The organism is Dellaglioa algida DSM 15638 (assembly GCF_001434695.1).
GTDB lineage: Bacteria > Bacillota > Bacilli > Lactobacillales > Lactobacillaceae > Dellaglioa > Dellaglioa algida.
Map to the genome: position 1 here is coordinate 1 of NZ_AZDI01000009.1, position 13,465 is coordinate 13,465.

General features: G+C 34.6%; 15 protein-coding genes, 11 tRNA genes and 1 pseudogene. 13 read left to right on the plus strand and 14 right to left on the minus strand.

Going from position 1 to position 13,465, the window contains the following annotated elements; genetic code table 11:
* Positions 1 to 60 precede the first annotated feature (60 nt).
* The 11 genes from FC66_RS06125 (at position 61) to FC66_RS06175 (ending at position 1,070) form a co-directional block, all read left to right on the plus strand.
* Positions 61 to 134 (plus strand) — tRNA-Met (locus FC66_RS06125).
* A gap of 19 nt (positions 135 to 153) precedes the next feature.
* Positions 154 to 227: transfer RNA gene (locus FC66_RS06130), tRNA-Ile, on the plus strand.
* A gap of 35 nt (positions 228 to 262) precedes the next feature.
* Positions 263 to 352 (plus strand) — tRNA-Ser (locus FC66_RS06135).
* A gap of 12 nt (positions 353 to 364) precedes the next feature.
* Positions 365 to 438 (plus strand) — tRNA-Met (locus tag FC66_RS06140).
* A 2-nt stretch (positions 439 to 440) separates the two neighbouring features.
* Positions 441 to 513 (plus strand) — tRNA-Asp (locus FC66_RS06145).
* Positions 514 to 519: 6 nt separating this feature from the next.
* Positions 520 to 592 (plus strand) — tRNA-Phe (locus FC66_RS06150).
* A 9-nt stretch (positions 593 to 601) separates the two neighbouring features.
* A tRNA-Tyr gene (locus tag FC66_RS06155) sits at positions 602 to 682 on the plus strand.
* Positions 683 to 689: 7 nt separating this feature from the next.
* Positions 690 to 763 (plus strand) — tRNA-Trp (locus FC66_RS06160).
* Positions 764 to 775: 12 nt separating this feature from the next.
* Positions 776 to 848: transfer RNA gene (locus FC66_RS06165), tRNA-His, on the plus strand.
* A gap of 55 nt (positions 849 to 903) precedes the next feature.
* Positions 904 to 974 (plus strand) — tRNA-Cys (locus FC66_RS06170).
* Positions 975 to 986: 12 nt separating this feature from the next.
* Positions 987 to 1,070: transfer RNA gene (locus tag FC66_RS06175), tRNA-Leu, on the plus strand.
* Positions 1,071 to 1,143: 73 nt separating this feature from the next.
* Here FC66_RS06175 and FC66_RS06180 read toward each other — a convergent pair.
* The 11 genes from FC66_RS06180 to FC66_RS06230 form a co-directional block, all read right to left on the minus strand.
* Positions 1,144 to 2,244: a site-specific integrase gene (locus FC66_RS06180; RefSeq protein ID WP_235804048.1), complete on the minus strand. Its 1,101-nt coding sequence runs from the start codon at positions 2,242 to 2,244 to the stop codon at positions 1,144 to 1,146.
* Positions 2,204 to 2,440, minus strand: a complete 237-nt coding sequence (locus tag FC66_RS06185) for a DUF3173 family protein (protein WP_057974514.1) — start codon at positions 2,438 to 2,440, stop codon at positions 2,204 to 2,206. Before FC66_RS06185 ends, FC66_RS06180 begins: the two co-directional genes overlap by 41 nt.
* Before the next feature lie 16 nt (positions 2,441 to 2,456).
* Positions 2,457 to 2,741 (minus strand): hypothetical protein, encoded by a 285-nt coding sequence (locus FC66_RS06190; RefSeq protein WP_057974515.1) that lies wholly within the window; start codon positions 2,739 to 2,741, stop codon positions 2,457 to 2,459.
* Positions 2,741 to 3,538: a rolling circle replication-associated protein gene (locus FC66_RS06195; RefSeq protein ID WP_057974516.1), complete on the minus strand. Its 798-nt coding sequence runs from the start codon at positions 3,536 to 3,538 to the stop codon at positions 2,741 to 2,743. Before FC66_RS06195 ends, FC66_RS06190 begins: the two co-directional genes overlap by 1 nt.
* Before the next feature lie 180 nt (positions 3,539 to 3,718).
* A complete protein-coding gene (locus FC66_RS06200) occupies positions 3,719 to 4,036 on the minus strand; it encodes a hypothetical protein (protein ID WP_057974517.1) in 318 nt (105 codons plus the stop codon).
* A 23-nt stretch (positions 4,037 to 4,059) separates the two neighbouring features.
* Positions 4,060 to 4,194, minus strand: a complete 135-nt coding sequence (locus FC66_RS08180; protein ID WP_268904481.1) for a hypothetical protein — start codon at positions 4,192 to 4,194, stop codon at positions 4,060 to 4,062.
* A 94-nt stretch (positions 4,195 to 4,288) separates the two neighbouring features.
* Positions 4,289 to 5,686 carry a P-loop NTPase family protein gene (locus tag FC66_RS06205; RefSeq protein WP_057974518.1) on the minus strand — a complete coding sequence of 466 codons (1,398 nt, stop codon included), beginning with the start codon at positions 5,684 to 5,686 and terminating at the stop codon, positions 4,289 to 4,291.
* A 186-nt stretch (positions 5,687 to 5,872) separates the two neighbouring features.
* On the minus strand, positions 5,873 to 6,253 hold the full coding sequence (locus FC66_RS06215) for a hypothetical protein (protein WP_057974520.1): 381 nt from the start codon (positions 6,251 to 6,253) through the stop codon (positions 5,873 to 5,875).
* Between the two features lie 107 nt (positions 6,254 to 6,360).
* Positions 6,361 to 6,543: a hypothetical protein gene (locus tag FC66_RS06220; RefSeq protein ID WP_057974521.1), complete on the minus strand. Its 183-nt coding sequence runs from the start codon at positions 6,541 to 6,543 to the stop codon at positions 6,361 to 6,363.
* 176 nt (positions 6,544 to 6,719) lie between these two features.
* Positions 6,720 to 7,241, minus strand: a complete 522-nt coding sequence (locus FC66_RS06225; protein WP_057974522.1) for a hypothetical protein — start codon at positions 7,239 to 7,241, stop codon at positions 6,720 to 6,722.
* Between the two features lie 103 nt (positions 7,242 to 7,344).
* On the minus strand, positions 7,345 to 7,572 hold the full coding sequence (locus FC66_RS06230; protein WP_057974523.1) for a hypothetical protein: 228 nt from the start codon (positions 7,570 to 7,572) through the stop codon (positions 7,345 to 7,347).
* Between the two features lie 652 nt (positions 7,573 to 8,224).
* On the opposite strand from FC66_RS06230, the gene nrdD reads away from it, so the two are divergent.
* Both nrdD and nrdG read left to right on the plus strand, forming a co-directional pair.
* Positions 8,225 to 10,399, plus strand: a complete 2,175-nt coding sequence (gene nrdD, locus FC66_RS06235) for an anaerobic ribonucleoside-triphosphate reductase (RefSeq protein WP_057974524.1) — start codon at positions 8,225 to 8,227, stop codon at positions 10,397 to 10,399.
* Positions 10,377 to 10,964, plus strand: coding sequence for an anaerobic ribonucleoside-triphosphate reductase activating protein (nrdG, locus tag FC66_RS06240; protein ID WP_181647461.1), 588 nt, complete (start codon positions 10,377 to 10,379; stop codon positions 10,962 to 10,964). The genes nrdD and nrdG overlap by 23 nt, the downstream gene beginning before the upstream one ends.
* A 92-nt stretch (positions 10,965 to 11,056) precedes the next feature.
* Here nrdG and FC66_RS06245 read toward each other — a convergent pair whose 3' ends face one another.
* The 3 genes and pseudogenes from FC66_RS06245 to FC66_RS06255 all read right to left on the minus strand — a co-directional run bounded on the left by FC66_RS06245 (position 11,057) and on the right by FC66_RS06255 (position 13,357).
* Entirely contained in the window at positions 11,057 to 11,614 is a 558-nt protein-coding gene (locus FC66_RS06245; RefSeq protein WP_057974526.1) for a M15 family metallopeptidase, read from the minus strand.
* An 11-nt stretch (positions 11,615 to 11,625) separates the two neighbouring features.
* Positions 11,626 to 12,672: a sensor histidine kinase gene (locus FC66_RS06250; protein ID WP_057974527.1), complete on the minus strand. Its 1,047-nt coding sequence runs from the start codon at positions 12,670 to 12,672 to the stop codon at positions 11,626 to 11,628.
* 9 nt (positions 12,673 to 12,681) lie between these two features.
* A pseudogene (locus FC66_RS06255) lies at positions 12,682 to 13,357 on the minus strand (response regulator transcription factor).
* Positions 13,358 to 13,465 lie beyond the last annotated feature (108 nt).

A 13,465-nucleotide genomic window follows, 5' to 3' on the forward strand; every position in this document is an offset into this window, starting at 1 on the left:
GGTTCGAATCCTGTTTTCCCGATTAATAAATTTACAATTTATTATATGTTTTTATTTTATGGCGGCGTAGCTCAGCTGGCTAGAGCGTCCGGTTCATACCCGGGAGGTCAGGGGTTCGATCCCCTTCACCGCTATTTTCTACGTAAGAAGCTTGGACCTTTAGCTCAGTTGGTTAGAGCAGACGGCTCATAACCGCCCGGTCGTAGGTTCGAGTCCTACAAGGTCCATTACTTGTAGCTGATTCAAGTAGACATTTTCATATGGAGGATTACCCAAGTCTGGCTGAAGGGAACGGTCTTGAAAACCGTCAGGTGGGTCAAACCACGCAAGAGTTCGAATCTCTTATCCTCCTTTTTAATATTATCGCGGGATGGAGCAGTCTGGTAGCTCGTCGGGCTCATAACCCGAAGGTCGTAGGTTCAAATCCTGCTCCCGCAATTGGTCCTATGGTATAGGGGTTATTACGTCCGCCTGTCACGCGGAAGATCACCGGTTCAAATCCGGTTAGGACCGTTTAATGGCTCAGTAGCTCAGTTGGTAGAGCAATGGATTGAAGCTCCATGTGTCGGCAGTTCGATTCTGTCCTGCGCCATTTTATTTTGGAAGAGTAGCGAAGAGGCTAAACGCGGCGGACTGTAAATCCGCTCCTTCGGGTTCGGTGGTTCGAATCCACTCTCTTCCATTTTTACAGGGGTATAGTTTAAAGGTAGAACTACGGTCTCCAAAACCGTCAGTGTGGGTTCAATTCCTACTACCCCTGCCATTTTTTGTTTTGGCGATATTGGCGAAGTGGTTAACGCACCGGATTGTGGCTCCGGCACGCGTGGGTTCGATTCCCACATGTCGCCCTTTATTAGGGTTATATCAAGTAATAATTGATTTTATAAGTTATTACAATTATATGGCGGTATAGCCAAGTGGTAAGGCAGAGGTCTGCAAAACCTTCATCACCGGTTCAAATCCGGTTACCGCCTTACACGAATTATGCCGGTGTGGCGGAATTGGCAGACGCGCTGGACTCAAAATCCAGTTCCAGCAATGGAGTATCGGTTCGACCCCGATCACCGGTATACTTTAAAGCAGTTTATCCCTTATGGGATAGGCTGTTTTATTTTTTTGTCCCGAAATTGTCCCAATTTGGTATTAAAACGATTTAAGTAAGTCCCTAACTTGGTCATTTTCTTTTTCCTCCAACTCTTGTAAGACATGTCCATATGTTGTAATAATACGTTGAGTATTTTTATGTCCCATATACTTTGCTAAAACACTTATATCAACTCCTTTAGCTAATAATACACTACAATAAGTATGACGACAGCCAGTTGCTGTTATTAATGGGTATATACTTAAAGTTTCAAGATATTTCTTTAATGCTTTATTTAAACCATTGTTAGTAGGTAACCCAGTGAGTTCATCGAAAAATATTAAATTATCTGTTATTTTCAATAATCCCATTAATTTTTGTTTCTCTTTTAGCGATATTAAAACATTTAGTACATCATCGCTTATTGGAACTGTTCTTACTGAAGTGTCAGTCTTTGGAGGCACAAATGTATGACGAGCACTATCGATTCGTCTGTATGTGCTTATAAACTTATTTTCAAAATCTATCTCTTTCCAGGTTAGTGCTAAGACCTCTCCAACTCTAAAACCGGTCTTTAATTGAATATAAAAGAAATAGGGCATGATACTTTCAGGATAGTTCATTTGTTGTTTTAAATAAGACAATATTTTTTGATAATCTGAAATACTTTCAATAAATTTTTCATTGGCTGGTTTTGGTTTCATTTTGGCATTTAATTTAACTCCAAGTGTGAAATCATTCAAGGTAATAAAATCTTTCTTTGCTTGGATAATAGAATTTCGAATGGCACTGTTGAATCTCGATAGAGTATCAACACCTACATGTTGTCCATACTCGTTCAAGATTTGTTGATACTCGCTATATCGTAACGAATAAGCCACTTTGGTTCCAAAATATTTTTTTATTTGAGTACCAACTTTTTTATATTTATCTTTTGTACGGTCACTTTTATTAGATGGTAAAATTTCCAACTTAAACCAACGTTCCCAAATGTCGAACACAGTGGAAGATTTGTCGATTTTACTCCCACGCTTTAAACTAAATTCAATTTCAGTAGCAGCAATTTTTGCTTCCGATTTTGTTTTATAACCAGATTTACTAATATTAAATTCTCTAAGCCTATACTCCCATACTTTTCCACGACGTCTGAACGTTGCCAATTGCTTCACTCCCAGTCAAAGTAATTCCTAACATATGATTAACTGTATCTAATGGAACCCGACTTAGTCGTTTGTTTGCATAAAACTTATAGCCTTCTGCAACAAGTTTCTGCTTACATTCTCTAATTATCCGACCAGCGACAGCAGGGGAGTAGCCAGTTTGTTCCATGATTTCTTCTTTCCCAATTGATAGCATAATTTTCCTCCTAGAATTAATATTCGTTTCCTAAAATTGTTCCGGGTTCTCCCAAAATTCTTATCAACGTAACTCGCTGTTTCAGGCTCATGTCATCAAATGACTTAACTTGCCCCGTATTGAGTGCCCAAAAAAGTGTGCTTGTAATAGGACAATTCCCACAAGTTCTCGGACCTATTACCTGATAGGTACCCATTTTAGGAGGGTAATCCCAACCATCTTGAAAAGCTTCTTCTTCATTATGATAAAAGCCTATCTTTCCGCAATTTTCACAAACGTATCGCAATTTAAATTTATCCATTAATTATGATCCTCGATTCTTATTTTTCGATATGTTACAGGATTATCTATCAAATGTCCATCTCGATAAATTTTACTTACATACTCACTTTGATATAGACTAGCTGATTTATCAAATTCTAATTTATCTTTTAAATATACTTTAGAAATTTCTGGCTTCAGTAAATTTCTAGAATTCAAGTAAGCATTTTTTCCAAAACTTTCTAAAAGTTCTTGACCTATTCCTTTCTCAAAGTACTTAGTAACATATCTTCCTCGATTTTCTTTTGAGTCAACATCTACTTTATTTATTCGAACAGCACCGTGTCCCCATAATGTTATTAGTTTCGCATGAGGAACGTATGGTACTTGAAATAGCAAGATATGAACATGCCAGGAACCTCTTTTCTGTCGCTCTAAAACGGCTAAATATTTTAGTTTGCTTTTCTTGGTATTGAAAATATTGTAATTAAATCTTTTAATAAATGTTTTTAATAATGCTGTAAATTCATCTCTTTCTTGTATATTTTTTTTAGTTGTTAACGTTAAAAAAGAAGTCTTGTCATCAAAATTACAGTCAACAATTCGCAATAATTTCCATTTTGCATCTAGCCTTGTCTTACCCATTCTTGCTAATCTTCTATTTTGTTCCTCACTAGTAAGTTCATCAAATGTTTTCCGTTTTGCTTTTTGTTGCTCTTTTTCAATAACGGTATCTGAGAGTTCAATAAATTTATCTTGAAAAAATATAGGTTTATCGTACTCCCAAATTTCAACGTACGAATTTGTACGGACTATTTTTTGATTATATCCAGTCATAAAATCAACCCTTAAAAAAATTTTAGAATATTAGCAGACTTTCGCCAAAACTTTGTTTATATAATAAATCAACTAGGGAAAATAAATTTTCCCGTAAATACTAGTAAAAAATCTTCTCTCAGACGTTCCACTAACCGCACCTCTGGCGCGGATTCTGAGAAAAGATTTTTTAAGTATTACTTAATTTTTTTTAATGGGCTTAATATCTGAGCAATTAAACCACAGGGTTCCGTTATATTGACCTACATTTAAATCGACAACCTCAACAGGCATAGTTTTATTATTAACCAGTTCATGCACCGAGACAGTAGGATTTAAATTATTAACTTTTACATCTATCAGTTCTAGGTAGAAGGGTGAGTTTTCATCTTGAATTGAAACGTTCAAACGATACGCTGCTAATTTTTGAGTTTCATGATCAACCGCTTCTGAATAGCCTCTGACGGCTATGAATGTCCGACCCAACAGGGTGGGATTTAAAAAATCATTTAATTTCATGTGTATACATCTCCTATTTTAAATTATTCTTCATTATTTACTATAAACATGTGTACTTCTTGTAACGCATCAAAAAGAGCCTTATAGACGTTACTGTCCGTTTCATAACATGTCATGACTTGTCCATTTATTGTGATTTTCATCTTGATTTCTGACAAATTATTTTCTCCTTTTTCATCATTCAAAAGATAGTCACTAGCAAAAAACGCTTGTGAATATCAGACATTCTAATAGAATCAGAAAATTCACTGATTATATTAGAATGTCTGATGAAATTGTTTGGTCTGGTTTAATGTTATTAATTACGTCTCGAAATTCTTGTTTTGTTTTCACGTCTACAAAGGGAACAACAGTTATTTCTGGTTCACTCTGACCACGACCCTCAGCATAAAATAGAGCTTCTCCTTTTTTCCCAGATAGGGTAGGAACGTCTTCCAATTCACACATGCTAAAAGCCATGCGTAACCGGTCATTTCCGGGGTTCGACATATAGAGGACAGTAGTTACCTGAGAGCGGAGTTCACTCGGGATACTGGAAACACTGGGGTCCTGGGTGCTCAAAATCAAGTGACAAGAGGCTTGGCGTCCCTTTTTTGCTACCAAACCAAGATTTTGAAGTATTTCTGCCCAGAGAGCTTTTCCCTCTTTACTGTTTCCGCATGAATCACGAATGCTCGACAGTTCGTCTACAAATAAAAAAGATGGCGTTAAGCCTAAGTCGTATCCATCGGCATTAAGAGCAGGATTTTCCCCAATAAGGGTAAACCTTTGTGTCATTGCTTCAACAAACTCACGTGATAGTTTTGCTAAATCTGTGGGAGTTTGTCCAACAGAAACATTTCCAGGCAATTCTTCTTTTACAATATTGCCTAATTCAAAGAGATCTGCACCTTTTCCGTCAACGATAGTTAGTAACGATTCCTTATCTGTACCGGAAAATTTACTAATAGCGTTATACAGGTACCACTGTAATGCAACCGTTTTCCCTGAACCTGTACGACCGTAAAGTCCTAGCATAGAGCTCTGTTTTAAGGAGAAATTCTGAGTATTAGTAAGCCTAATTTGTTCAAGAGGTTGAGAAAAGAAGTTTTTTGTTAATGGATTCAATGTAGAAAATGTGAGTTGTTCTATCGGTATAGTATCGGCAAAAATGTACTCAACATAACGCAATTGCTCATCAACATTTTGTAAATCAATTCCAATCGCTGATGCTAATTGTGATCCGATGTTGGAAGCTCTTTCTTGGTATTGATCTCCGTTGCGTTCGACGATGATTGATAAGCTACCATCGTCATGCTCCACATATCCCATTTGAATTTCGCTAACTAACACATTATCATCAACCTCAAACAATTTATTAGTATAAATAAAATTCCGCAAAGTACCTTCATATATCCGCGGACTCTGTACTATATGTCGTAAAACGAGGGTAACCAAGACAAATACTGACATGATAACGAAGAGATAGTTACCTAACGCGCTGTATAGACCCGCTAGAATTGCCAGCAGTACTACCCCTATAATTAAAATCCTAGCTGGTGTAATTGCCATATGAAACATTTTATTCCGCTTATAAAATTTTTTTAAAGAAACTATATATACTTTTTCGAGCACGTTCTTATTTTGAAGGAATAGTAAAATTCTGCTCATTATTTTGCTCCTTTATCTTTTTTGAAGATATAATATAAGAGCTCTGGTGTTTGGACGATTAAGATAATAATAACAAAAGCCAACAATGCTTTAATTGTATCTATTGGGAAAAATCTAGTAAAGTGCACAGAAGCCTGGAAACCTGAAAGAACAGAAAAGATTAATAATAATACATAGGTACAAGTCTTATAAATTGAATTCACTGGTAGCACCTCCTTTCAAAGGAGAGTTAGTAGGAATAGCTATAAAGGAAGAAGGGTGGCAACGATATATGGGTTTATTAATCATATCTATCCACAATTCATGACTACCGGAGTGGTACCATTGATTGAGAATCAAAATATTCTCAGCTACCTTTTTCAAGGTGGCTTGTGAGATATTTGTTTTTTCTTCTGCTGGTAATAGTTGATTAAATGAATTTTTTAAAAGCTCTTCTGAATCATTATCTAGTATGAAGTCTATGCTCTCTTGGGGGTTCAAATTTTGTATTCTGGTAAATACCTGTTGTGACAAAGGCAATACCATATGATGCATATCGAATAATTCCTTAAACGTAATTTTTTTCATTAATTATTAGATCTCCTTTTATAGTAATATGGGATATAAATATATTTTTCAAATTAGAGAATAAGGATCTCCTTTGTTTTTAATAGACATAGCCAAACTCCTCTCAATTATTTTTCACCAATCGACGACACAACATCAAAATCAATTTTATTTATTGCTTCTTGAATATCAGAAACAATTTGAATACGGGATTCATCTGATAAGTCAGAAGCTAATAAAACTTTACTGATGACGTTATCATAAGCTTCAGTCAACTCAAAAAATTCAACATATGGTTTATTAGGGTTCATAATTTCTCCTCTCAATACTTATATTTAAGGTTCTGTTCTTTTGGTACAAATATTAGTACAAAAATAAGTATATTCTTGTTTGAGATCTATGTCAACAAAATGTACTAATTAAACTAAGAATTTTTGTAACCGAACGTATAAAAAAACAGTACTAGAGTTAAACCTAGTACTGTAGTTTATTTTTTTAGAATTTTTATAAATTCAAGTTCAATATCATCTAACATTTTGAATACTTCTGTTTGAATAGTTATATCAGAAAAAGAATTTGCAATTTTTCTCTGTTCATTTATTGTATTCTTAACCTTTGATACTTGTAGACTTTCGTTTTTATGTTCAAAATTTGTTATATAAGCTGATTTTAATATTTCCCTAATACATACACCTACAGTAACAGAACGAGTTCCAATAATTTCAGGTAAAGTAGATTTTAGATTCTGTATGCTTTCTTTTACATCATTTGTAATTTGTATTTTTAGCATTTGACCGGTAGAACTAACTTTATAATCAAAGTTATTAATTGGGGGCATTGGCGAGTCAAATATTTCCTTCCAATTTTTAACCCAAAGAGAATCATAATATGCTTTAATTAGACAATCTCCCTTAGTTACCGTACCACCAACTTTTTCTTCATAAAACAATCTCATTTTTTCAAGTAACCTAGCTGTTTCTATAGAGATTCTAGCTTGATAATAATCCACTGATTTCATTCCTTTCTTACATAATTTCTTGATTTTATTTTAGCAAAAAAAAACTTTTGAATCAAACTTTATTCTAAAATATAAAAATTATAAGTTGTAATTCCTAAATATTAAAATTAGCAGAAACAATATTTGCTTCAGGAATATGCTTAAATAAAGTGTTAATATCGGAGACGTAGATGTCATAGCTGTGATAATCGTTCTCTAAAGAACCGCCAAAATCTGCTATCTCAATCTGACCATGCAAACTAATAGTGTAGTAATGAAAAATAACTTCTTGACCTGTATGGTACTTCATAGGTGGTAAATTAAAATGTTCGTTAAATAACATATTAAATCTCCTTTTAATTAATCAATAAATTATATTCATTGTCCCAATACTGTCCCATTTTTAAAATGATTTTAAAAAATCGTAAATGAGTCTTACAACCCAAAAAGATGTAAAACTAACTAAACAGTCATATATTTCATGTCAATGGATATCAGAAAAATCTGGCACCCCGATCACCGGTATACTTTAAAGCATTATGGAGAATATTATAAAACTTAAAAGCCTATTTTATGGGCTTTTTTTTGCCCTAAATTATAGGAAATGATAGAGAATTACAGATTGTTGTCCTTTTTAGGTTCGTTAATATCATGATTTACGGATATATGCATAGGGACAACGGTTAAATATCAGTATGTTAGTTTTATTTGCGTCATTTATTCTTTTTTAATTCCGTTAAGAATATCTTTGAGTATTATAGAGATTGATAAGCCATTTTTGGGAATATCTATGTAGATCAGATACGATTTTTTTAAGTTTTTAATATATCTGTCTGAAAAATGGTATTGAATTGTTTGGCTTAACATCAACGGTAGCAGGTATCATGTAATCCGACATATAGACTTATAGATATTGTTGCACACTATATATTGTTGTTTAGTAAAGGATAATCAAGTAATATAGATTTATTCGAAAAAGAAAAGGAAGTCCATTTATGAAAAATGATAATTCAATATTAAAAATAAAAGGACCTATTATATTTGTAAAGCGCGATGGTCGTAAAGTTAAATTTTTAATGCGAAAGGTTATGGGAAGTACGTTAGAGAGGTTGCATTCTTCTCAAGAACGGGACCAATTCAAAACGTTAATGTTAACAAAATTGAATGACCGCCATAGTGTTGATGCATCGACTATGTTTAATTTAATAGTAGATGTATATAAGGAATTAGGATATGGCGACGCGTTACATAATTATCAAGAATACAGAACGCGAGATGAGCTACGTTGGAGAGAGCAAACTGATCCTGCTGATCGGTTAGAGAAATTGTTACATAAGGATTCAACAATTATTCATGAGAATGCTAATAAAGACAGTAATGTTTTTAACACACAACGGGATTTAACGGCTGGCACTGTTGGTAAGACTTTAGGTTTAAAATTAATGCCAGAATCAATTGCTAAGGCTCATTTACGCGGTTCTATCCATTATCATGATTTAGATTACACACCATGGAGTCCTATGACTAATTGTTGTTTAATCGATTTTAAAGAAATGTTGACTCATGGATTTAAAATTGGAAATGCAGAAGTTGAAAGTCCACATTCAATCCAGACGGCCACTGCTCAAATGGCACAAATTATTGCTAACGTCGCTTCAAGTCAATATGGCGGTTGTTCTGCAGATAGAGTTGATGAGTTATTGGCCCCATTTGCACAGTTAAATTATGAAAAACACTTAATTGATGCAAAAGAATGGATTCCTGATTCAGATAAGCAAATGGCATTTGCTAAACTTAAAACTAGTAAAGACATTTACGATGCAATGCAAGGATTAGAGTATGAGATTAATACGCTATTTTCATCGCAAGGGCAAACACCATTTACTACGCTCGGATTTGGGTTGGGTGAAAGTTGGATCGAACGTGAAATTCAAATTGCAATTCTAAAAATCAGGATTAAAGGATTAGGTCGAGAACATCGAACAGCAATTTTTCCAAAGTTAGTGTTCACAATAAAAAAAGATTTGAATCTAAAACCTGGTGATCCTAACTACGACATTAAGGCACTGGCTGTCGATTGTGCGACGAAGCGAATGTATCCTGATATCTTAATGTACGATAAGATAAAAGAGCTTACGGGTAGTTTTAAGGTGCCCATGGGCTGTCGTAGTTTTCTACAAGGATGGAAAGATGAAAATGGTAATGAGGTTAATTCAGGCCGTATGAATCTGGGTGTGGTTACCGTGAATTTACCTCGAATTGCTTTAGAATCACATGGTGATATTGATTTATTCTGGGATATATTCAGGGAGAAAATCCAACTCTGTAAAGAGGCACTTGTGTTTAAAGCTAATCGTGTTAAGGAAGCAGTACCCGAAAATGCACCTATTTTGTATCAACATGGGGCTTTTGGAAAGAGATTGAAGACAGATGGCAATGTTGATGATTTATTTCTGCATCGACGTGCAACAATTTCCTTGGGTTATATTGGATTATATGAAGTTGGAACTGTCTTTTTTGGTCCTAATTGGGAAAAAAATGAAGAGGCACATAAATTTACAGTCGATATTTTAAAACGTCTTAAGGATTATTGTTCAGATTGGTCTGAAGAATATGATTATCATTTTAGTGTTTACTCTACACCAAGTGAATCATTAACTGATCGTTTTTGTACCTTGGACACTGAAAAATTTGGTGAAATTAAAGATATTACGGCGAAAGAATATTATACAAATAGTTTTCATTATGACGTTAGGAAAAATCCAACGCCATTTGAAAAACTATCATTCGAAATGGCATATCCTAAATATGCGTCTGGTGGGTTTATTCATTATTGTGAATATCCTAATTTACGTCAAAATCCTAAAGCCTTGGAAGCCGTTTGGGACTGGGCTTACGACAAAATTGGCTATCTAGGGACGAATACGCCCATTGATCACTGTTATCAATGTGGCTTCGATGGTGAATTTAATCCTACTGAACGCGGATTTGAATGTCCTAAATGTCAGAATCACGATCCTAAAACATGTGATGTTGTTAAGCGAACGTGTGGGTATTTAGGTAATCCACAACAACGTCCAATGGTTCATGGTCGTCACAAAGAGATTGCCTCTCGTGTTAAAAATATGAGTTTAGGAATGGTTGATGATGGAACGACAAAAGAGAATTAGAACGCCCAGAAATCCGCAACCTAAAGAATGGATGGCAAGCGAGTTAAGTCAACAATATGTGGCATCGTACAAACCTTTTAATTTTGTCGACGGTGAGGGTGTTCGTTGTAGTTTATACGTTAGTGGATGCTTATTCGCATGTCCTGGCTGCTATAATAAAGCGGCTCAAAATTTTAGATATGGCACGCCTTATACTAAGGAACTTGAAGATCAGATTATAGTGGATTTGAGTGAGGATTATTGCCAGGGATTGACTTTACTGGGTGGGGAGCCATTTGTTAATACACAGGTTTGTTTGAGTCTAGTCAATCGTATTCGTGACACCTACGCTTGGACAAAAGATATTTGGTCTTGGACAGGTTACACCTGGGATGAGTTAATGCTTGAATCTGATGATAAACTTGAATTACTTTCAAAAATAGATATTTTGGTTGATGGTCGATTTGAGTTACCAAAAAAAGATTTAACTTTACAATTCAGGGGTAGTTCAAATCAAAGAATTATTGACGTTCAAAAGTCGTTAGCAACTGGTGAAGTCGTTTTATGGGATAAATTATTGAAATAATCATATGATTATTTATGGCTAAGTTGCCTATATGTATTTCATTTAAATTAAAAACGCTTTACTCTAAGATTATTCTTAGAGTAAAGCGTTTTTTAGTAGTCATTTGGACTTGCGGCGAGAGGTGTATAGGCATCCATATCAGAATCTCTGTAGTCCCACCATTCTTCGGAATATCCGATGAATCCGGCCGTTATCATTGCATTATTTAACACGTCGTAGTTACGTTGTTGTTGTGTCGTTCTGTTGTAATTTCTTCCGGCTCGTTTTGAAAAATCGTCGAATTCACTTTGCATTTCGAGTTCCTTTCCGTTTAAATCACAGATTGTCAAATCAAATGTAACGCCTTTTTGATGGCTAAAATTAGGATTTGGTTTCGCAACGAAATTGGGATCGGGATACACTTCGAACAATTTTTCTTGAGCTGAAACGGGTCTGTAGGCATCCCAAATTTTCAAACGATAACCTTGTACCTTAAGTAATTTACTGGCGATACCAAGCTTTTTTACGGTTCCCGTTCTTGCAATGGCCGCCGAAAAGTCATAGATAATTTGGTTGGTAAAGTTATTTTTTGTGGCATATCGTAAATCCACGATAATATCTGGGTCAATAGTTTTTACGTTTGTAAAACCGAGTTCAATTTCTGATAACATAGTAATGCCTCCTATCGAAGAATATTGCCCATTTCATCATTATAATAGGCAAGTTTTGGGAAAGTAATGGTTACCATTGTGCCTTTGTTCACTGAAGAATCTATTGATAATTTGTGACCTAATTTGTGACTCAGTTGGTTTGCTAAGTAAAGACCTAAGCCTGTAGCATTTTGGTTGAATTGTCGACCGTTATTACCAGTGAAGCCTTTTTCAAAAACGCGGGCTAAATCAACTTTTGGAATTCCAATTCCGGTATCTTTAATTGATAACGTAGTTTCTTTTCTAGTATCGGCTAAAGAAATAGAAATTTCACCGTTCTCTGGTGTATATTTTAGCGAATTGGTAATTATTTGATTTAAAATAAATCGTAGCCACTTGGAATCGGTTAAAACAGAGATATCTTCATTTTTGAAAGTGAAACGGATATGCTTTGAGAAAAATAAGTTCATATTGTCTCGAATAACAAGGTTAACTATTTTTTTAAGTGAGTAATCTTGAATTAAATAATCATTTGAAAAACTATCTAAACGAGAATAATAAATAACTTGCTCCACGAAATTCTCAATCTTTTTTAATTCAATTTCAGTTTGCATAACTTGTTTTTCGGACAGTTTACCATCTGATGTTTCAATCAGCAATTGAATTGCGGTTAAAGGGACTTTAATGTCATGAATCCATGCATTCAGAAAGTCTTCTTGTTCTTGTTGTTTTGATAGAACGTTATTTAATTGTGTTTGGTGACCACTCAATAATGAATTAATATACACCTGATACATTTGCTGTTCATTGGAATGTGCACCCGTAATTGGTAATGACAAATTTGTTGCTGATGCATCAATTGGCGTACTGAATTTTTGATACCATCGACGACTGAACCAGTAGCGCGTCGTGATGAAAGCGGTCGAGATTAACATAATTAACACGTCAATATACGTTAATGTGGATAAAACAATCTCATGAAATGGATCTAACCACAGGATAAGATTGACTAATAAAATACCAAATATGAAGAAAATAATTGAGAATATCTTATCTGAAAGGTACTTAAAAAATGTCATGGATGCCTCCTAGGGGATGATATAGCCTTGGCCGACCTTTGTTTCAATGAAATTAGGCAGTCCTGCATGTGCAATTTTTTTTACGTACGCGGTTGATATTAACGGTTAATGTATTATCGTCTACAAAATGTTCGTCTTCCCAAAGTTCACGGAGTAATTTTTCACGACTGACAATTTTACCCGTTTGACGCATTAAATATTGAAGTAATTGATACTCATTTTTTGATAAATCAATAATTTCATCATTAAATTTAGCGGTTCCATTTTGTAGATTTAAGAAGAGACCATTATGTTCAAGTGTCTCAGGTCCCATTTCCACGTAATTGTATGTGCGACGTAATAGAGCAGAAATTTTGGCGACTAGAACCTCCATTGAGTAGGGTTTGCTGACAAAGTCATCGCCACCCATATTCATGGCCATCACCATATCCATATTGGTATTACGACTAGATATAAATATGATTGGAACATTAGATGTTTCACGGATTTTTTTACACCAGTAAAAACCATCAAAATCTGGCAAGTTAATGTCTAATAAAACTAAATGTGGTTTTTTTTCAATAAATTCTAAATCAATCTTACTGAAATCGTTAGTTAAAATGGGATTGAATCGCCATTTTGCCAAGCTATCTGCGGTAATATTAGCAATTGTTTTATCATCTTCTACAATCATTATATTAAACATATTGTCACCTCTTTAAGTTAGAAACGTATTTACCTTACAATACCGGTTTTTAATGGTAAATTCAAATGGACGAGAGGTATAAATAAATATTAGGCTAAGCGCCCTGTT

Coding starts and splice junctions, on each gene's coding strand:
- FC66_RS06200 (WP_057974517.1), bottom strand. CDS start 4,036: ATGAAATTAAATGATTTTTTAAATCCCACCCTGTTGGGTCGGACATTC.
- FC66_RS06190 (WP_057974515.1), bottom strand. CDS start 2,741: ATGGATAAATTTAAATTGCGATACGTTTGTGAAAATTGCGGAAAGATA.
- FC66_RS06185 (WP_057974514.1), bottom strand. CDS start 2,440: ATGCTATCAATTGGGAAAGAAGAAATCATGGAACAAACTGGCTACTCC.
- nrdG (WP_181647461.1), top strand. CDS start 10,377: ATGGAACGACAAAAGAGAATTAGAACGCCCAGAAATCCGCAACCTAAA.
- FC66_RS06205 (WP_057974518.1), bottom strand. CDS start 5,686: ATGAGCAGAATTTTACTATTCCTTCAAAATAAGAACGTGCTCGAAAAA.
- FC66_RS06245 (WP_057974526.1), bottom strand. CDS start 11,614: ATGTTATCAGAAATTGAACTCGGTTTTACAAACGTAAAAACTATTGAC.
- FC66_RS06195 (WP_057974516.1), bottom strand. CDS start 3,538: ATGACTGGATATAATCAAAAAATAGTCCGTACAAATTCGTACGTTGAA.
- nrdD (WP_057974524.1), top strand. CDS start 8,225: ATGAAAAATGATAATTCAATATTAAAAATAAAAGGACCTATTATATTT.
- FC66_RS06215 (WP_057974520.1), bottom strand. CDS start 6,253: ATGAAAAAAATTACGTTTAAGGAATTATTCGATATGCATCATATGGTA.
- FC66_RS06220 (WP_057974521.1), bottom strand. CDS start 6,543: ATGAACCCTAATAAACCATATGTTGAATTTTTTGAGTTGACTGAAGCT.
- FC66_RS06250 (WP_057974527.1), bottom strand. CDS start 12,672: ATGACATTTTTTAAGTACCTTTCAGATAAGATATTCTCAATTATTTTC.
- FC66_RS06230 (WP_057974523.1), bottom strand. CDS start 7,572: ATGTTATTTAACGAACATTTTAATTTACCACCTATGAAGTACCATACA.